General features: G+C 55.2%; 21 protein-coding genes. 12 read left to right on the top strand and 9 right to left on the bottom strand.

The window, feature by feature from the left end; all coding sequences use genetic code 11:
* Positions 1-32: 32 nt before the first annotated feature.
* The 4 genes from QRN55_RS00255 to QRN55_RS00240 form a co-directional block, all read right to left on the bottom strand.
* Positions 33-791, bottom strand: a complete 759-nt coding sequence (locus tag QRN55_RS00255; RefSeq protein ID WP_284773847.1) for a cephalosporin hydroxylase family protein — start codon at positions 789-791, stop codon at positions 33-35.
* Between the two features lie 41 nt (positions 792-832).
* Positions 833-1,990, bottom strand: coding sequence for a DegT/DnrJ/EryC1/StrS family aminotransferase (locus QRN55_RS00250; protein ID WP_284773846.1), 1,158 nt, complete (start codon positions 1,988-1,990; stop codon positions 833-835).
* Positions 1,991-2,123: 133 nt separating this feature from the next.
* The gene (locus tag QRN55_RS00245) at positions 2,124-2,978 is read right to left on the bottom strand and encodes a glycosyltransferase family 2 protein (RefSeq protein WP_284773845.1); all 855 of its coding nucleotides are present in this window, start codon (positions 2,976-2,978) and stop codon (positions 2,124-2,126) included.
* Between the two features lie 222 nt (positions 2,979-3,200).
* A complete protein-coding gene (locus tag QRN55_RS00240; RefSeq protein ID WP_162698195.1) occupies positions 3,201-3,482 on the bottom strand; it encodes a hypothetical protein in 282 nt (93 codons plus the stop codon).
* Positions 3,483-3,548: 66 nt separating this feature from the next.
* Between QRN55_RS00240 and QRN55_RS00235 the strand changes: the two genes are divergently transcribed.
* Positions 3,549-3,869, top strand: coding sequence for a hypothetical protein (locus tag QRN55_RS00235; RefSeq protein WP_112499480.1), 321 nt, complete (start codon positions 3,549-3,551; stop codon positions 3,867-3,869).
* Between the two features lie 16 nt (positions 3,870-3,885).
* Here QRN55_RS00235 and QRN55_RS00230 read toward each other — a convergent pair whose 3' ends face one another.
* Positions 3,886-4,221, bottom strand: a complete 336-nt coding sequence (locus QRN55_RS00230) for a DUF2934 domain-containing protein (protein ID WP_111838935.1) — start codon at positions 4,219-4,221, stop codon at positions 3,886-3,888.
* Between the two features lie 132 nt (positions 4,222-4,353).
* Here QRN55_RS00230 and QRN55_RS00225 point away from each other — a divergent pair, with 132 nt between their 5' ends.
* Positions 4,354-4,584, top strand: coding sequence for a hypothetical protein (locus tag QRN55_RS00225; RefSeq protein ID WP_111838934.1), 231 nt, complete (start codon positions 4,354-4,356; stop codon positions 4,582-4,584).
* Between the two features lie 14 nt (positions 4,585-4,598).
* On the opposite strand, the gene QRN55_RS00220 is transcribed toward QRN55_RS00225, so the two are convergent.
* Positions 4,599-4,973 carry a TIGR02594 family protein gene (locus QRN55_RS00220; RefSeq protein ID WP_111839091.1) on the bottom strand — a complete coding sequence of 125 codons (375 nt, stop codon included), beginning with the start codon at positions 4,971-4,973 and terminating at the stop codon, positions 4,599-4,601.
* A gap of 381 nt (positions 4,974-5,354) precedes the next feature.
* Positions 5,355-5,621, bottom strand: coding sequence for a DUF982 domain-containing protein (locus QRN55_RS00215; RefSeq protein ID WP_162698197.1), 267 nt, complete (start codon positions 5,619-5,621; stop codon positions 5,355-5,357).
* Positions 5,622-5,810: 189 nt separating this feature from the next.
* Here QRN55_RS00215 and QRN55_RS00210 point away from each other — a divergent pair, with 189 nt between their 5' ends.
* The 4 genes from QRN55_RS00210 to sseA all read left to right on the top strand — a co-directional run bounded on the left by QRN55_RS00210 (position 5,811) and on the right by sseA (position 10,611).
* On the top strand, positions 5,811-7,259 hold the full coding sequence (locus QRN55_RS00210) for a cryptochrome/photolyase family protein (RefSeq protein WP_284773838.1): 1,449 nt from the start codon (positions 5,811-5,813) through the stop codon (positions 7,257-7,259).
* 123 nt (positions 7,260-7,382) lie between these two features.
* The gene (locus tag QRN55_RS00205) at positions 7,383-8,420 is read left to right on the top strand and encodes a cysteine synthase A (protein ID WP_284773836.1); all 1,038 of its coding nucleotides are present in this window, start codon (positions 7,383-7,385) and stop codon (positions 8,418-8,420) included.
* A 13-nt stretch (positions 8,421-8,433) separates the two neighbouring features.
* Entirely contained in the window at positions 8,434-9,171 is a 738-nt protein-coding gene (locus tag QRN55_RS00200) for an alanyl-tRNA editing protein (RefSeq protein WP_284773834.1), read from the top strand.
* Between the two features lie 18 nt (positions 9,172-9,189).
* Positions 9,190-10,611, top strand: coding sequence for a 3-mercaptopyruvate sulfurtransferase (sseA, locus tag QRN55_RS24400; protein WP_350225175.1), 1,422 nt, complete (start codon positions 9,190-9,192; stop codon positions 10,609-10,611).
* Between the two features lie 177 nt (positions 10,612-10,788).
* Here sseA and QRN55_RS00190 read toward each other — a convergent pair whose 3' ends face one another.
* On the bottom strand, positions 10,789-11,679 hold the full coding sequence (locus QRN55_RS00190) for a DUF4344 domain-containing metallopeptidase (RefSeq protein ID WP_284773832.1): 891 nt from the start codon (positions 11,677-11,679) through the stop codon (positions 10,789-10,791).
* Between the two features lie 145 nt (positions 11,680-11,824).
* On the opposite strand from QRN55_RS00190, the gene QRN55_RS00185 reads away from it, so the two are divergent.
* The 5 genes from QRN55_RS00185 to msrQ all read left to right on the top strand — a co-directional run bounded on the left by QRN55_RS00185 (position 11,825) and on the right by msrQ (position 16,652).
* Positions 11,825-12,292, top strand: a complete 468-nt coding sequence (locus QRN55_RS00185) for a DUF1203 domain-containing protein (protein ID WP_284773831.1) — start codon at positions 11,825-11,827, stop codon at positions 12,290-12,292.
* Between the two features lie 93 nt (positions 12,293-12,385).
* Positions 12,386-12,721, top strand: a complete 336-nt coding sequence (locus QRN55_RS00180) for a PilZ domain-containing protein (protein WP_233123051.1) — start codon at positions 12,386-12,388, stop codon at positions 12,719-12,721.
* Between the two features lie 129 nt (positions 12,722-12,850).
* Positions 12,851-14,839 carry a bifunctional 2',3'-cyclic-nucleotide 2'-phosphodiesterase/3'-nucleotidase gene (locus QRN55_RS00175; RefSeq protein WP_284773828.1) on the top strand — a complete coding sequence of 663 codons (1,989 nt, stop codon included), beginning with the start codon at positions 12,851-12,853 and terminating at the stop codon, positions 14,837-14,839.
* Positions 14,840-15,048: 209 nt separating this feature from the next.
* Positions 15,049-15,990, top strand: coding sequence for a protein-methionine-sulfoxide reductase catalytic subunit MsrP (gene msrP, locus QRN55_RS00170; RefSeq protein ID WP_284773826.1), 942 nt, complete (start codon positions 15,049-15,051; stop codon positions 15,988-15,990).
* A gap of 2 nt (positions 15,991-15,992) precedes the next feature.
* Positions 15,993-16,652, top strand: coding sequence for a protein-methionine-sulfoxide reductase heme-binding subunit MsrQ (gene msrQ / locus QRN55_RS00165; RefSeq protein WP_284773823.1), 660 nt, complete (start codon positions 15,993-15,995; stop codon positions 16,650-16,652).
* Here the strand turns inward: msrQ and QRN55_RS00160 are convergent.
* Positions 16,594-17,034, bottom strand: a complete 441-nt coding sequence (locus tag QRN55_RS00160; protein WP_502871262.1) for a ribosomal maturation YjgA family protein — start codon at positions 17,032-17,034, stop codon at positions 16,594-16,596. The genes msrQ and QRN55_RS00160 overlap by 59 nt on opposite strands.
* Before the next feature lie 55 nt (positions 17,035-17,089).
* Here QRN55_RS00160 and QRN55_RS00155 point away from each other — a divergent pair, with 55 nt between their 5' ends.
* A complete protein-coding gene (locus tag QRN55_RS00155; RefSeq protein ID WP_502871261.1) occupies positions 17,090-17,968 on the top strand; it encodes a DUF817 domain-containing protein in 879 nt (292 codons plus the stop codon).
* Positions 17,969-17,980 lie beyond the last annotated feature (12 nt).

Genomic DNA, 17,980 nt, shown 5'->3' with positions numbered 1-17,980 from the left:
CACTGGCAAGGGGACGGCACTGACAACAGATATTATATCGCTTTACGAACGCAATAGCCGCCAGGCGAGGAAGAAAGAACCAGTTTGCCATTCAGAACTGGGTCAACTTCAAACAAATCGCTTTCAGCCATGAAATCCTTAAGCGCCTGCAACGGCTCGTTGCCTTGGAGCCAGACTTTAGAGCGCTTTCTAAAGGCTTGTTCCGGGGTTAGATGACCAATGACGGTGTCAGCAACTACTAGATAGCAACCTTCAGTGACCAGTTCGCCATAGGCACGGCATTCCGCGAGCACATGGTCGCGGGAATGATCACTATCGAGGACAACCATCACTCTCGCACCGACTGGAATTTCGGCTTTTACAGCGGCAAGAGTCTCGGCATCCACAGAGCCGCCTTGGATCATAGTGATATGGCGAGACAGAGGGTGAGTCTCGATAGACTCCCGATTGTGAGGGCGGATATCGATGTCAACACCAATCACCTTGCCATCGGTCTTGCCCATTGCAGCAAAGAGCGACGCCATGAAGATAAGAGAGCCGCCACGAGCAACACCGGTTTCAATGATAACGTCTGGCTTGGTGTTCCAAATGACTTCCTGAGTAGCCATGATATCGGCAGGCGCTTGAATGATCGGCAACCCCATCCAAGACCACTGATAGAAGTAATCATATTTGTCGAGAGTGATCAAAGTATCGAGTGATTGCCGAAACGCGGCTTCGTCTTTTCCTAAGGCAAGAGACATTTGCCGTCTGTGCTCTTCGAATTCGAGGCGATCATCCTTTATGGTCATGTGATATCAAAGTCCTATCTTATGAAAAGTTGAGAGTTCATTTAGTTTTTTGCGGAAAGCGACCGGGATGGACGATCAACGCTGGAGATGAGTTCAAGTAGCGTACTCGCTACGCGGTCAATATCGTCGGCGGTCATATCATGATAGCTAGGAAGATTAATAGCGCGCTTGGGAATGCTCCACGCGTTCACATTACCAGCACGGCCTAATTCGCCTTGTTCTTCGAACATCGGCAGACCCGAAAGTGGGTGGAAGAAAACCCTCGCATCAATGTCTGCATCATGAAAGACCTTTTGCAGATGTTCAGAGGTAACGCCCCACTCTTCGGAAAATACCACCGTCGGCATCCAAGCGCCGTTGATGGTGTTATCGTACTCGGGATTCAATGTTACGCCGCCAATACCAGCAAGTTTCGACTTGTAGGCGTTTAGTATCTGACGCTTTCGCTCCACCAGTTCATCGATCCGCTCGATTTGGCCACAACCGATCGCGGCCTGTACGTTTGACATCTTGTATTTGAAACCTAGCAAGTCTGGCCAAAATTGCTTGGTCTGACCGCGCGCCCTTCCATGATTGCTCAGCGTCAAAACTTTTTCATAGAGATCGGCATCGTTGGTTACAAACATACCGCCCTCTCCTGTCGTCAAGGTCTTAGTGCCGTGAAAAGAAAAAGTTCCAAATTTGCCCATTGATCCGGCGCGCCGACCGCTGATAGCTGAGCCTATTGCCTCCGCCGCATCCTCAATGACGGGGATGTTATGATTTTCGCCAATCGCGAGCAGAGCATCCATATTGCAGACATTGCCATATATGTGAGTGGCGATGATGGCCTTGGTACGCGGTGTTATTTGCTTTTCGACGTGTGCGGGGTCTATGCACCAAGTGTCGGGCAGTATATCGACGAAAATCGGCTTTGCGCCCAGATGAACGATTGGTGCAACCGTCGCAATCCAGTTTGTGTCTGCAAGTATTACCTCATCACCCTCACCGATACCGAGTGCCGCCAGGCCCATATGCATAGCGCCAGTGCAGCTCGATGTCGCAATTAAATATTCTGCGTTGAGATACTCTCCGAACTTCCGTTCGAAGCGATGGATATAGTCATAGCATTTGGGGCCCCACCCAGTATCAACTGCATCCGCAGCATAAAGCTTTTCGAGCTCTGTAATCGAGGGTTTGGTGTAGAAAATCCTGGTCATAGTGGGCGAGTTTCTGGTCTTTGAGATAAGTGGGGATACGAGTGACAAAGTTTGCAGATCTTACAGTGATTTCGACTGGATATTGATAGTCTTCGTTAACTTCAAGTCAAAGCGTCTGCTTGTAAGGCAGACACTAGTTTGGCGATTGACCTTGCATGCGCGCAATAAGCCTACGGACCTTACGTCCATATTTCATACGTAAGGCAGCGAGTGGATAAAGCAAAAAATAGCCAGCACGAAATGAGAACGAGCCAAGAGTTAGGAACTGACGTACCATCGTGCGTTCGGACATAGGAGCCCGCTTTTCTTTCGCTGCACCTGCAGGACGCGGTGGTGCCGCTCTTTTGAAGAGACGTGTGGGACCGCCAAAAATAATGGGTGTACGCTCTAAGCAATCAGTCAGCATCATCACGTCGCCTGGAACGCCATAGTCTGAAAAAACCCTAAGGCTTTCCGTCGTAATCGCATCTCTCGGAAATATACCATAGATGATATTTGCCTTTCCAAGGTTTGCGGGTTCAACAGCATAGGCGAGTTTTCTCCACCAAGCTGGACCGTCGTACTGCATTTCCCGCCTGTTGGCTTGATGCCCCATATCCTGCCCCTCATGGGTCACCATCTGCAAGTGTCCGAAAACGATTGCGTGCCGAGTGCTCGCTACAGGCACGAGAACAGACAGAAAGTCTGGATCAATCCAGTCGTCATGAGCCATCCACTTAAAGAGGGGAGCGTTCGCCTGTTCATAAACAAAACGAAAATTATTCGGCGCTCCGATATTTTCTGTCTGCCTAAAGTACTTTATTCTGCTGTCTCGGCTTACAAACTCGTGACATATCTGTTGTGTCTCATCTGTTGATGCATTGTCAGAAATAATGATTTCATAATCGCTGAAAGTCTGGTTCAAAATGGAATCCAAAGCAGACTTAATATTACGCGCACCATTATAAACAGGCAGACCAATACTTATTTGTGGCATCGCGAACTCCATGATCGCCTCTACGCTTGTAAGGTCTTTATGACAGAGACCGTTTTCGAATCAAACAAAGATTTCAAAGACCAGAAGTTATACCATCAGGGACAGCCGAACCCGAGTTCAGCACGGGCTAAGAACCTAAGAAAAGCATAAAGTTACGTTTGGATGAGATAGAGAGCATGCAACACCGCGCCACATTTTGCGCCGAGCATCCGTCTCTTGCGCAGACACGGCTGATCAGCCGTCAGCACCGGTGCCTGGCAACATGATCGTTCGCGATGGCACGATGCTGAACTTGATCGCCGGCGATGTCACCCGAATAGGACCGATAAAATTTTGCAACGGGTTGCAGATGTAGTCCAAGGTGACGCTGTATTCCGCAGGGCCAAATGCAACGGCTGGCGGTACAGTGATGGTGCGGCGATAGGTTTCCCGTCCAGCCATAAGCCGCAGACCCGTCATGAACTGCGGAATAGAGTGACACTCATTGGCCGGGTCCTGAAGCCAACCTTTCGTCACAAGGGGGCAGATGCGGGGCGGAATACGGAGAATTCTATTTTGAGCGCACCACCCTAGGATTGTGTCATGGATTTTGACTGGACCTATATTCAGCAGAATTGGGACTGGGCGGGCCATATGCTGGAAGCCGTGATCATGGCTGGCGTAGTAACGGTTCTCGCGCACTTCATGTTGAATTGGCGGGATGCTGGCCTTGTTGGCCTTGCCTTCGCTGCGGGCCATTTCCATGGGCGGGAAAAACGGGACTATGAGGTCTCCGTCCATATGCCGCCGCCTCACATCGAGGGCTATTATTTCTGGAATTGGTCGTGGGATCAGGCGACGGATTTTTGGCCGACGGCACTTTTGTGCGTCGGCCTCATTATTTGGTGTACTAGAAAGCGTTAGAGCGTTGCGCCTGATGTCAGCGAGACTGGCCTGAGCCTTTTTTCTTGGCTGCGCCACCCGTCACCGTGGATGATGTGGCAGATACCGGGTCGCTGGCAGGGAAGCTATCTTCCAGCCCTTCTTCCAAATCCGTCTTGGCACCGTCTTGAGCCGCTTCTGCTTGTTCGTCACTGAAGGACTGAGCTGCGGGCGACTTCTCGCTGCTGCCGGTAGCTGAGCCATCCTCTATGTCGGTATTCAGCTCATGCTCGGCTTCCGCCCAATGGCGGTCGTGCTGGCCTTCCTGACGACCTTCACTTTCCCACTTTTCGTAGGCCTTTTTGCGGATTTCAGCTTCGCGGTCAGTTGTCATGTGGATTCTCCCATCAGGTTTGTCGGGGAGAAAACAACAGGCAACTTATTTTGTTCCTGCAAAAGGCAAGAATGCAAAAGGGAACTTCGCGGCAACGCCGCTCGTTAACTTGGTCAACGAAGGAGTTGCACCATGGAAGAGAAACACTCGAAGCCGCTGGATATCGATGACAAGGATGTCGCGGATTTTCACACCGAACGGGAGTTGAAAGGTACGCCCGACGAAATCGATCCCGATGAGGCCATTAACCTCAGAGCGCGTAGACAGGCAGCACGCCAGCACGAAGACGCGTTCATCGTAGCCACGGATTTGGAAGATGATGATCAGCGTGATGCCGCTCCCGGTACACGAGAGCAGCCATAAGCTTCTAAGGCTACTTAGCGGCGAACCGAGACGATCGATTTGCGGCTGAAGTTCGAGACCTGGACGCGACCGGACTGATTACCGCCCAGGATTTGGGCGGTATTTTTATTGAGGCTCTTCAGAATACCGGCGTGGTAGCTCTTACCAGCTCTTACCACCACTACGTCACCTGGCTTTGCATTGCCCGTGGGAACGGCATATCCGAACGAGCTCCACGATTTGGCAAAGCCCGAGGACTTGGGTGGCTGACGACCGGACTTTTCGGCGACGACGCTGAGGAAGTGCCCGCACCATGGGGTTTTACGTGGATTGACACCAAGGATGGCCTTGAGGGTTTTGTTGTTCTTACCCTCGTGAAGGCCGGAATATCTCTCAGCTTGATTGAGCATGCCAGCAGACACAGGTGCAGTGAAAGCCGCACAGATCGCAGCGGCCAGAACGTACGCAGTTACTTTCAAAATCTCGCCCTTTGGAAGCACACGTGACTTCGCTCCTGCCCCGTCAGAAGTCCCGTGCGCATATTCAGAGTAAAGCAGCGGAAGCCGACAAGATATGTCTGGCTCACCGCTGGCGAGGTTTGATCTATTCCTGCAATTTAGCGACAATTTGACGAGATATAGGCGAAAATTGGAACGTTATTTCGCAACCTGCCTCACAATGGCTTCAAGGATTAAGATTTATCCGCATCCATCGAAATTCATGCTCAGAACATAGAAAAAGCCATCCACCCCTATCAGGCGGATGGCTTTCATATTCGCGGTTTAAAAAAATCAGGAGGCGAGCTTGTGGGTTTCCACGAGGCAATGCGCGTCTCTGCTTGCCTCGATGAATGCGATGCGAGCGATCTCTCCGCCGACGCTGCCCATCAAGGAGGCGCGGCATAGCCGCAACGCCTGCTCGTAAACCTTGCCATGACGGCTGGGCCATTCATGTTGAAGAAAATCGAAAGCCTCGTAAGCGCCGGTGAATGTTCGGGGTGCGCCATTTTCCAGGGAAATAACCACCGGGCTTTCCCATTTGACGTCGTTCAGCATCATTGATTGGACTTCCATACTCAATTAACCCGCCTCTAACGTTGGACCCGCCATATGGTTCCGCGCTAAATGGTTTCCAAGAGACAAAAATTCACCGGTTGAAAACCATGTTATGACGAGGCGCTATCATACGCCGGTTCAGGGAACAAAGCTCTTCAACAATCATTCAATCCCCAGTGAACCGGGTGCCCTATGACAGCAAAAAAAGAACCAGTAATTTTGTGGTTTCGCAAAGACTTACGTCTCGCCGACAACCGCGCCCTGCTCGCCGCAAAAGACCGTGGCGGCCCTGTCATCCCGGTCTATATTGCTCACGAAAACCCTTTGCTGACAGGGGCTTTGGGCGCTGCTCAAGAGTGGTGGCTGCACCACTCGCTGGAGGCACTTGCGCGTACTTTGGAACAGGCAGAAAGCAAGCTGATCTTGCGGCGTGGGAACGCTGAATCCGTGCTAAAATCGCTGCTGAAAGAGACCGGCGCGACGGCTATTTTCTGGAATCGACGCTACGAACCGCATGGCGTTGCAGTCGACAGCGAGATCAAGAAACGGTTTCGCGATGATGGGTTCGAAGTCGAAAGCTTTGCCGGATATCTTTTACATGAACCCTCCAAACTGAAAACGAAAAGCGGTGGCCCCTACCGCGTCTACACGCCGTTCTGGCGCGCCTTCGAAGGCGGTGACGAGCCAACGGAACCGGCAGCGGCACCTAAGACATTGCCGTCTCCGTCCAGCTGGCCAAAATCCGACACGCTCGACAATTGGAAGCTGCTACCCTCCAAACCGGACTGGGCAAAGGATTTCTCAGACGTCTGGACGCCGGGTGAAGCTGGTGCTGCCGAGAACCTGAAAACCTTCATAGAAGACGCGCTGAAAGGTTATGAAGAGGGTCGAGACTTCCCCGCAAAGCCTGCCACCTCCATGTTGTCGCCACATTTGACCATGGGTGAAATTTCGCCTGCACAGGTGTGGGACGCGACCCGTGGTCTGCCGCGTAACATCGCCTCCAATGATCTCAGTCGCTTTCGCAAGGAAATCGTCTGGCGTGAATTCTGCTACCACCTGCTTTTTCATTTCCCCGAACTGGACGAGAAGAACTGGAACAGCAGTTTCGATGCCTTCGAATGGCATGCCGACAGCGCCAAATTCACGGCCTGGACAAAGGGCATGACGGGTTATCCTATTGTCGATGCGGGCATGCGCCAGCTTTGGAAGCATGGCGTGATGCATAACCGCGTGCGCATGATCACGGCGTCGTTCCTCATCAAGCACCTGCTGATCGACTGGCGAATGGGCGAGAAGTGGTTTCGTGACACCCTCGTTGATGCCGATCCAGCCTCCAACCCCGCCAACTGGCAATGGGTGGCGGGATCAGGTGCGGACGCCTCTCCGTTTTTCCGTATCTTCAACCCGATCCTGCAGGGCGAGAAATTCGATCCCGATGGCGGCTATGTTAAAACCTTCGTGCCGGAACTCGAAAATCTCGACAAAAAATTCATCCACAAGCCGTTCGACGCGCCGAAGGAAGTTTTGAAAAAAGCCGGGATCGAGCTGGGCAAGACATACCCAAAGCCACTCGTTGATCACAACGAGGCAAGACAAAGAGCGCTGGCGGCTTATTCTGACATGAAGAAAGGCGACTAAAATCGGCTAACGGCAAGATTTTGCGCCTGAACGCTATTCACCAGAACATATTTTCTTGTCACAAGGCTCTTTGGCAGGGAGATAACTGCATCTCAATCGCTGACTGGACGAGAAGGCCCCGACATGACCATTCATACCTCTGTGCTTACTGCTATCGGCAACACGCCGCTCATTCGCCTGAACGCAGCGTCACAGGCGACAGGATGCGAGATTCTCGGTAAAGCCGAATTCATGAACCCCGGCCAGTCGGTCAAGGACCGCGCCGCGCTCTACATCATTCGCGACGCGGAACGCCGTGGGCAGTTGCGGCCCGGCGGCACGATCGTAGAGGGCACTGCTGGCAACACAGGCATCGGCCTTTCGCTTGTCGCCAACGCGCTGGGTTACAAGACAGTCATCGTCATTCCCGAAACGCAGAGCCAGGAAAAGAAGGACGCGCTGAAGCTTCTCGGTGCGCAACTGATTGAAGTGCCAGCGGCCCCCTACTCCAACCCGAACAATTACGTGAAGGTCTCCGGTCGCTTGGCCAAGCAGCTTGCCGCAACAGACCCCAACGGTGCGGTCTGGGCAAACCAGTTCGACAACATCGCCAACCGTCAAGCTCACATCGAAACCACCGCGCCGGAAATCTGGGACCAGACGGATGGCCGCGTAGATGGATTCGTCTGCGCTGTTGGTTCGGGCGGCACATTGGCGGGCGTTGCGGATGGCCTTCGCGACTTCAATCCCGATATCAAGATCGGACTGGCGGACCCGGATGGCGCCGCCTTGTTCGAGTTTTACAAGAACGGTGCCCTGAAATCCGAAGGCAGCTCCATTACCGAGGGCATTGGACAGGGGCGTATCACGGCCAATCTGGAGGGTTTCGAACCGGATTTCGCCTACCGCATTTCGGATGCGGAAGCCCTGCCGGTGCTGTACGATCTGGTGACGACAGAAGGACTTTGCCTCGGCGGCTCCTCGGGAATCAATGTTGCCGGTGCAATTCGACTTGCCCGCGACCTCGGTCCGGGGCATACAATCGTTACCATTCTTTGTGACTACGGTAACCGTTACCAGTCGAAGCTTTTCAACCCGGACTTCCTGCGGTCCAAGGGACTTCCCCTGCCCCTGTGGCTGACTGAAAAGCGCGAGATACCGGTGCCGTACGAAACCGTCTGAGGTCTGCGCCCATATGTCTGTGAATGCCCTGTTTCGTGATGATTTTTATCTTTCCACATGCGAAGCGGTGGTAACAGCAGTCCATGAAGATGGCGGCATAGAGCTGGATCAGACCTGCTTTTATGCCACATCCGGCGGCCAGCCCGGCGATACCGGGCATATGCTGCGCGCCGATGGCTCGCGGATCGATCTCGGCCTGACACGGCACGGCATCGAGAAAAGCGTGATCATCCATAGTCCCATCGAAGGTCAGCCATCTCCAGACATCGGGGAAAAGGTGACGCTCCATGTCGATTGGCCGCGCCGCTACAAGCTTATGCGCATGCACACCGCCTGCCATCTGCTTTCCGTTGTCTGCTCTTGGCCGATCACCGGTGCTGCCGTGGGTGAGGAGGAATCCCGCGTCGATTTCGACATGTCCGAGACAATCGACAAGGACGAGGTCACTGCAAAGCTGATGGCTTTGGTCGAGGAGGATCACCCGGTATTTCTGAAATGGATTACCGACGAGGAACTTGCTGCCAATCCCGACATCGTCAAATCCAAGAACGTGCGCCCTCCAGTGGGGCTAGGCCGCGTCAGCCTCGTTTGCATCGGAGACAACTCTTCCGTTGACAGCCAGCCCTGCGGCGGCACTCATGTGGCCAAGACGCAGGAAGTGGGCGATATTCACATCGCCAAGATCGAAAAGAAGGGCAAGGAGAATCGCCGCTTCCGAATCCGTTTCGGCAAGCCCGGCCTTTCCGCCTGATTTTTTAGGAGACACATCGTGACCACGGATAAAAGCCGTTTCGTCGTTTCGGCGGATTGGGTCGAGCAACAGCTTGGCACCCCAGACTTCAAACTCGTCGATGCCTCCTGGTATCTGCCTGCGCATAAGCGCAATGGCAAAGAGGAATTTCTGGCAGGCCACCTGCCCGGCGCCGTGTTTTTCGATCAGGATGTGATCGCAGACCACAGCACGGGCCTGCCGCACTCCCTGCCCTCGCCGCAGGTCTTCGCTCAGGAAGTCGGCAATCTTGGCATCGATGCTGGTGCCACGATCGTTGTGTATGATGGTCCCGGCTTTTTCTCCGCACCGCGCGTCTGGTGGATGCTGCGCATCATGGGTGCCGAAAAGGTCTACGTACTGGACGGTGGTCTGGATGGATGGAAGGCGGCAGACAAACCGCTGGAAACCGGCGTTCCGAACATCGAACCAGAAACCTTCGAAGTTCATTTCAATCCCAAACGCATCACCTCATTTGCGGCCATGCGCGCCGTCGTTGACGATGGTGAGGAGCAGATTGCCGATGCACGCGGCGCAGGACGCTTCACCGGTGACGAAGCCGAGCCCCGCGCCGGTATGCGTTCCGGCCATATGCCCGGTGCTCGCAACCTGCCCGCCACGGCATTTGCCGAAAACGGGCACTTCAAGGACCTCCCGACCATCCGCCGCATGTTTACCGAAGCTGGAATAGACCTGACACAGCCGGTCATCACCAGCTGTGGTTCGGGCGTCACCGCGGCGGTCATCACTCTGGCACTGGAATCACTCGGCCATTTCGATAATTCGCTTTACGATGGCTCGTGGTCGGAATGGGGCTCCAAAGAGGACACTCCGATCGTGACCGGACCAGCCGAGCCAATCGTCGTAAAAGACGTCGGCCCGCTCAAAGCCCATGTCACGCAGTTGGAGATGACAGCGCCACCGAAGGTCAGCCTGCCGGTGCCGGTCAACATCCAGACGGCGATCATGCGCACGACGGACATTCCGCTGCATTTCTACCGCTATCTCTATTGGCGCGTTGGCAAACGCTGGCACTGGCAAAAGCGCATGCGCATGAGCGACGCCGAGCTTTCCGTAACGCTGCGGGATCCGGCCAATTCGGTCACGGTGCTCTATCTCAACGGCGCGCCCGCCGGTTTCTTCGAACTCAATCGCATCAATACGGATGTGACCGAGTTGTCCTATTTCGGGCTGATGGAAGAAGCGATCGGTGCAGGCGTCGGCAAATGGTTTCTGTTGCAGGCGCTTTACGCGGCTTGGCAGGACAACCCTAAAAAGATCACCGTTTCCACCAACACGCTGGATCACCCGCGTGCGCTACAACTCTACCAGATGATGGGCTTTTCCCCCGTCAGCACGTCCGAGGCCTGGGTCGAGCCGCTGACGGATAGCGAGTATCTGGAGATTTCGCGGCGGGGGTAAGCGCGTCTCGCACGCCCCTCATGCTGAGGTACTTTGCCCATCGGGCAAAGCCTCGAAGCACCCATCTGAGCTGTGACCCGCAGTCCTCGCCCTTCCAGGCTCCTGCAGAGCACCTCAGGATGAGGACTGCTACCGCCGCTACGCACAATCACGCGTTGGGCGGAGATGCATCCGAGCCTAAAGCTCCTGCCCCAAATTCACAGCGGTCGGAATTTCCTGGGCAGGATCACTTTCCTTCTCGCTGCCACCGCTGGCCAGATGCGCGGCGATCAGTTCACCGTGAAATCTGGCCATTTCGTAGCAATAGGTGATTTCGCGCTTTTCCGCTGACCAGTAGACGTCAGGGCGACCGCAGGTGCGGGCCGTCAGCTTTACATCACCCTTGAGTTTGTAACCGTTGAAGCTGCGGGCAATCAGGTCCAGAATTTTTGATTCCTTGACGATGGTGGCGTAGATATCCAGAAACGGATCGCGAACAGGTTCGTACCGGGCCGTGAATTTGGTGGCACCAGCCTTCGCCACGAACGGCTTCAACGCATCATTCCACCGCTCAACAGTCTGTGGATAGGCTGCTTCGCAAGCCTTCCAATCGTTCTTTGGCAGGCCCATCATATCAGCCAGATCACCGTATCCGCCTGCATCTTTGCCTACCATCAGGCAAGCCATCTGGCGGTCGCGCGTAGTATTGGGAACGAGCGTGGAGTATACCGGGGCTGCATGGTCTGGCAGGGCCTGTGAAGAGCGTGCCAGATACCAGCTGTCGGTCGCATTGACGATTGCCGTATCGAGCCATTCCTCATTGGCTTCCAGCATCATGGTGCCTGCCAGTTGGTCTGCGGAGTTTGCACCCGCATCGGCCTCGGGCAGCGCCAGATCGGAGATCAGCATTTTTGCTGCTTCGTGATAGAGGCCGAAAATCGCATTACCGATGACGAAATTCACCGTCTGCTGCAACTGGTCATCCGAAAGACCGTCTAGCGCGGGCGCGTTTTGCGCATGGGCAGCAGGTGAAAGAAACGAAAACACGGTGACCAGAGAAGCGGTCATCAACCTGCGCAGCATGGACATGAACTTTCCAAAAAGAGGACGTTCGATTGATTGCCACACTCAACGGCACAAGCAATGGGGTGGTCGCCTCCAGACGCAAGAAACGGGTGGATACACGCATGTTTGAAGAGCATAGCGACAAACAAGCAACGCTCAAGGAGACGCTATGACCAAGATCATTTTCACCGCCATGAATGCCGATGAGGCAGACGAACTTCGCCGCGGCAAATTGGACGCTAACGGCCAGAAACCGGAGCTTTCCATCGCTGCGGGAAGCTTTCCCTGCCGGGTCTGCCTCGGGCAGATCAAGGACGGCGAAGCCATGCTGTTGCTGGCCTATCGACCATTTCCAAGCCTGCAACCCTTCGCTGAGACTGGCCCGATTTTCATCCACGCCGAATCATGCAGTGCCTATGAAGCGCAGGAAATCCTGCCGCCCATGCTCGAAAGCCCTGACTATATCGTGCGCGGCTACAGCCATGCCGACCGCATCGTCTATGGCACCGGCGCCGTGACGCCGACCGAAGGAATCACCGAGCGAGCCAGGGAATTGCTGGCGAATGACGATATCGCCTATGTGCATGTCCGGTCCGCGCGCAACAATTGCTACCAGTGCCGGATCGACCGGGCGTGAAACGTCATTCCACCCAATTTTATCGAATATTCTAAACGGCCATCAAACCTTCTGTGCGATTTTGACACAAAGACAAAACAGGGGGCTGACACGATGACCGGCAGTATGAGCATGCAAAATCGCGGTGCGGGCCGCAGCAAGACCCGCATCTACGGTACGGTTCAATATTTCAACCAGACAGTCAAAGGCCGCGTAGTCGATCTCTCGGCCACCGGCATGGCGTTGGAACTCGAAGGGGCCTTCGCAGCCGCAAAAGGCAGCCGCGTGAAGGTACAAAGCGAGGATCTGGGTTTCATCGAAGGTACGGTTCAATGGCAGCATGCCAACCGGCTGGGTCTGCAATTACAGCTTTCCACCAACACGCTGGCACAGCTTTCCTCTTACTTTCGTTTCTTCCATGAAGAGGTGAAGCCGACGCTGGCGGGATGAGGCGATTTTACCGGATGGTTCAAAAATCCGGGGTAAGTCATATGCCTGTCATTTTGATGATGGACTCCTTGGGAATTCGTCTTAGGCTGCACCTTTTCCATGCAGCCTGAATTCCATCGAGGAGTTTCCATGTCTTCGCTTATCGGCCTTCATCCCATCACGCGCCGCTCGCTGCTGAGCGGCATTGCGGCATCTTCCGCCTTCGTCATGCTGCACCCGTTTGCGGCGCGCGCACAGGGCAATCAGGCGCATCTGCGCATCATGGAAACGACCGACATCCACGTCCACGTTTTCCCTTATGATTATTACGCCGATAAGCCGAACGACACGCTGGGCCTCGCCCGCACCGCCTCCATCATCGACAGCATTCGCGCAGAAGCCGGCAACTCCATGCTGGTGGATAACGGCGACTTCCTTCAGGGCAACCCGCTGGGCGACTACATCGCCTATGAGCGTGGCATGAAGGCCGGTGACAAGCACCCGGTCATCAACGCCATGAACGTGCTGGGCTATGATTGCGGCACGCTTGGCAACCACGAGTTCAATTACGGCCTCGACTTCATGTTCAACACGCTGGGCGGTGCTGGCTTTCCTTACGTCTGCGCCAATTTGACCAAGGGACAGCTGGCGTCCAATCCAAAGCAGGACGACCTCTTCTTCAAGCCTTTCGTCATCCTCGACAAGCAGATCAAGGACGGTTCTGGCGCAACCAGCACCGTCAAGGTCGGCATCATCGGCTTCGTGCCGCCGCAGATCATGATGTGGGATGCGAAGAACCTCGAAGGCAAAGCGCAGACGCGCGACATCGTGGATGCTGCCAAGGCTTGGGTGCCCGTCATGAAAGAACAGGGCGCCGATATCATCATCGCGCTTTCGCACTCCGGTATCGAAGGCAAAGGCCAGAGCGACCGCATGGAAAACGCCTCGCTGTATCTGGCTGGCGTCAAGGATATCGATGCTATCTTTACCGGCCACCAGCATCTCGTCTTCCCCGGCCCCAAGACCTGGGAAGGCATTGAGGGCGCCGATCCGGTCAAGGGCACGCTGATGGGCAAGCCTGCCGTCATGGCCGGTTTCTGGGGCTCGCATATGGGCCTCATTGATCTGCTGCTGGAAAAGGATGGCAAGAGCTGGAAGATCGTGGACTTCACCAGTGAAGCACGCCCGATCTATCACCGCGACGACAATCGCAAGATCGTGGCCGACGTCAAGGACAAGCCGGAGGTCATCGCCGCCGTCAAAACCGACCACGAAGCCACCCTCGCCTACGTCCGTCGCCCAGTCGGCAAGACATCCGCGCCGCTCTACTCCTACTTCGCGCTGGTGGCCGACGATCCATCCGTGCAGATCGTGTCCAATGCGCAGACCTGGTACATCAAGGACATGTTGAAGGAAGGCCAGTACAAGGACCTCCCCGTGCTTTCAGCGGCAGCTCCCTTCAAGGCTGGTGGCCGTGGCGGCTCGGATTACTACACCGATGTCCCCGCCGGTGACATTGCCATCAAGAACGTCGCCGACCTCTACCTCTATCCTAACACCGTGCAGGCCGTGCTGATCACCGGCGCGCAGGTCAAGGACTGGCTGGAAATGTCGGCGGGCATGTTCAAGACGGTGGAAGCAGGCGCAAAAGACGCACCGCTGCTGAACAATGAATTCCCGTCCTACAATTACGATGTCATCGATGGCGTGACCTACCAGATCGACATTTCCAAACCGGCGAAGTTCGACAAGGACGGCAAGGCGGTCAACCCGGATGTCAGCCGCATCGTCAATCTCCAGTTCGAAGGCAAGCTGATCGACCCGGAACAGAAATTCGTGGTGGCAACGAACAATTACCGCGCCAGCGGTGGCGGCAAGTTCCCCGGCATTTCATCCGACAAGATCATCTTCGTCGCGCCTGATACCAACCGCGACGTGATCGTGCGCTACATCATCGCGCAGGGCACCATCAACCCGTCTGCGGATGATAACTGGTCCTTCGCGCCCGTGGCCAACACGACCGCCGTGTTCGAAACCGGACCGAAGGCACGCCAATACGCCAAGGACGTGAAGGGCGCAAAGATCGAGGAAGCCGGTGACGGCGCCGAAGGCTTTGCGAAGTTCCGCCTGACCCTCTAAGACAAAAATACCGTGAGGCGCGCGTTCAACCGTGCGCCTCACGGCTTTTCGGCATCTTCCGTTTCAGTGGCTGTGCATCGTTCTCGTAAAATTGTTTTCCGCACATGCTCCAAATCCATTTTTTTCTCGTAATGTGAAACATATCTTACGAAGCCAACGTACTGGGTATTGGATAGCAATATCGCCGATTGGTTTCTCAGGAGGTTTCCATGCCCGCCTATCGCCCACCCCGTATCTCTTCTGCCGAAATCACCCCGCGTGACGTCTACCTGTCCCGACGCAATTTTCTGGGAACCGCAGCCGGTCTCGCTGCCATGGGTCTGACAGCTGAGAGCGCTCTCGCCGCACCGCTGACCGCCAAGCCCGGCCCTTACAAGCTGGATGACAAGCTGACGCCGCTCGATGCCGTGACCAGATACAACAACTTCTACGAATTCGGCACGGGAAAATCAGATCCGAAAGAGAATGCTGGAAACTTCAAGCCGACACCATGGACGGTGAAAGTCGATGGGCTGGTCGGCAAGCCGCAGGAATTCGGGATCGAAGACCTGCTGAAATCCCCGCTGGAAGAGCGTACCTATCGCATGCGCTGCGTCGAGGGCTGGTCCATGGTCATCCCGTGGATCGGGTTCTCGCTGTCTACCCTGCTGGACAAGGTAGAGCCGCTTGGCAGCGCGAAATATGTCAAATTTGAAACCGTTGTCCGCCCGGAAGAGATGCCTGGCCAGAGCGGTTTGTTCCAGCCCCTGGACTGGCCTTACGTTGAAGGACTACGTCTTGATGAGGCTCGCCACCCCCTGACGATTCTCGCTGTCGGTCTTTACGGTGAAACGCTGCCGAACCAGAACGGCGCGCCAATCCGCCTTGTCGTGCCGTGGAAATACGGTTTCAAGGGCATCAAATCCATCGTGCGGATTTCTTTGGTCGAAAAGCAGCCGGAAACGACGTGGAAGAACTCAAACGCGCGCGAATATGGCTTCTACTCCAACGTCAATCCGAAGGTGGATCATCCACGCTGGAGCCAGGCGACCGAGCAACGCATCGGAGACGGTGGCTTTTTCAGCACGCAGAGAAGACCCACGTTGATGTTCAACGGCTATGATGAAGTTGCAAGCCTTTATACCGGGCTGGATCTGAAGGCGAATTACTGATTATGGCGTTCGCCCTCTCGCTCCCATCTTTGCCGAAACGATATCAGCCGACGGCCATCTGGGCGCTTTATGTCGTCGGTCTGGCGCCCGGTGTCTGGTATTTCTATCTCGCTGCTACCGGCGGGCTGGGTTTCAATCCGGTCAAGGATTTCGAACATCTTCTCGGCATATGGGCATTGCGTTTCCTATGCCTGGGTCTCGTCGTCACGCCACTACGCGATCTCTTCAACATCAATCTTATCGCCTACCGACGGGCACTGGGGCTGATCGCGTTCTATTACGTGCTGGCGCATTTTGCGGTCTATCTGGTGCTAGATCGCGGTTTGGTCTTCAGCTCCATCCTCTCGGACATTCTCAAGCGGCCCTACATCATGTTCGGCGCGGCAGGTCTTGTTATGCTGATTCCGCTGGCGCTAACGTCCAACCGCTGGTCGATCCGTACTCTGGGCTCACGCTGGAACACGCTGCACCGCTTGACCTACTTCGTCCTGATTGCTGGCATTTTGCATTTCGTGCTGGCACGCAAGTCGCTGACGCTAGAGCCGGTCTTCTACATCGCGGTGATGCTCGTTCTGCTCGGTTATCGAACCGTCAGACCCGCCATTATGGCTCGGAAACGGGCTCGCAAAGCCGCTCTTTCGCCAAGAAGCGCTCCGCGATGAGCGCGGCCATCGCTATGCCCATCCCGTAAGACACGATATTCCACAGCGAAAAGACGCGACCGAGGAGTAAGGCTCCCGATGTCGTCGCGCGAAATGCATCCAGCGCTGGAAAATGCACAAGCCGGATCGCTTCGACAACGATTGCCACCACGCATGCAACCGCGACGGCCAAACGCCGTTTGCGCCGCGGTAAGATGGTCGCCACGAGCAGATAGACCATCGATCCCCACAGCACCGACCCACCATATTTCACGACGATGAATGGCAACCCGATCGTGTAACCGTATCGCCGCAGCGCCAGTCCGGCGACGATCACCACACACGCCGCGATAAAAAGCGCGGAACGGCTGTCGTAAAATCGGTGAGCATCCTTGATCATCATGTCGCTTTATTTCCGGTTTGTTGTAGAGATACAATCCTGCCGCGCAAAAGGACCGATGGCTTTGACAAGCGAAACCACCTACCCCGCCAGCCGTCTGTCCACGCTCGACGCCTTCCTTTGCGATCGACAGCCGTGGGGCGAGTTGAAAGGCCTAAAGCGTTTCATCGTCGAGTTTCTCTATTTCGGTATCAAGGAAGCGCGAGCCTGCATGTTTGCCGGGCTTTTTTTTATCTCGATCTTTCTGGTACCGCGAGACGGCCTGCTTGGCCTGCCCCGCTATGATGTTCTGCTGGTGATCGCTCTTGGCATTCAGTTCTTCATGATCTGGAGCAAACTGGAAACACTGGACGAAGCCAAGGCGATTTTGCTCTTTCACGTCGTCGGCTTCGCACTCGAAGTCTTCAAGACATCCAGCGCCATCCAGTCATGGTCCTATCAGGATTTCGCCTATACCAAGGTTCTCGGTGTGCCCCTGTTTTCCGGTTTCATGTATGCCGCCGTCGGCAGCTACATCATTCAGGCATGGCGCCTGCTCGATGTCCGCATCCGCCACCATCCGCCCTATTGGATGGCCTCGCTGATGGGCATCGCGATCTACGCCAACTTCTTCACCCACCACTTCATCGGCGATTACCGCTGGTACATCGCCGCCTGCGCCATAGGCCTCTATGCCCGCGCCACTGTCATCTACCGTCCCTATGATCGCGACCGCAAAATGCCGCTTCTGCTCTCCTTCATCCTAATCGGCTTTTTCGTCTGGCTCGCAGAAAACATTTCTACCTTCTTCGGCATCTGGAGCTACCCTAACCAACTCGGCGCATGGTCGGCAGTGCATATCGGCAAATGGAGCTCATGGTCCCTGTTGGTTATCATGACGTTCTCGATCGTTTCTCATCTGAAGCACATCAAAGGCCGGATCTCAGTGCCGGAGTGAGCTGGAACGTCC

The sequence above is a fragment of the Agrobacterium sp. lyk4-40-TYG-31 genome (assembly GCF_030209855.1).
GTDB classification, from domain to species: domain Bacteria; phylum Pseudomonadota; class Alphaproteobacteria; order Rhizobiales; family Rhizobiaceae; genus Agrobacterium; species Agrobacterium vaccinii.
Note: the sequence above shows the minus strand (reverse complement) of the source record. Positions and strands in the feature narration are given on the sequence as shown.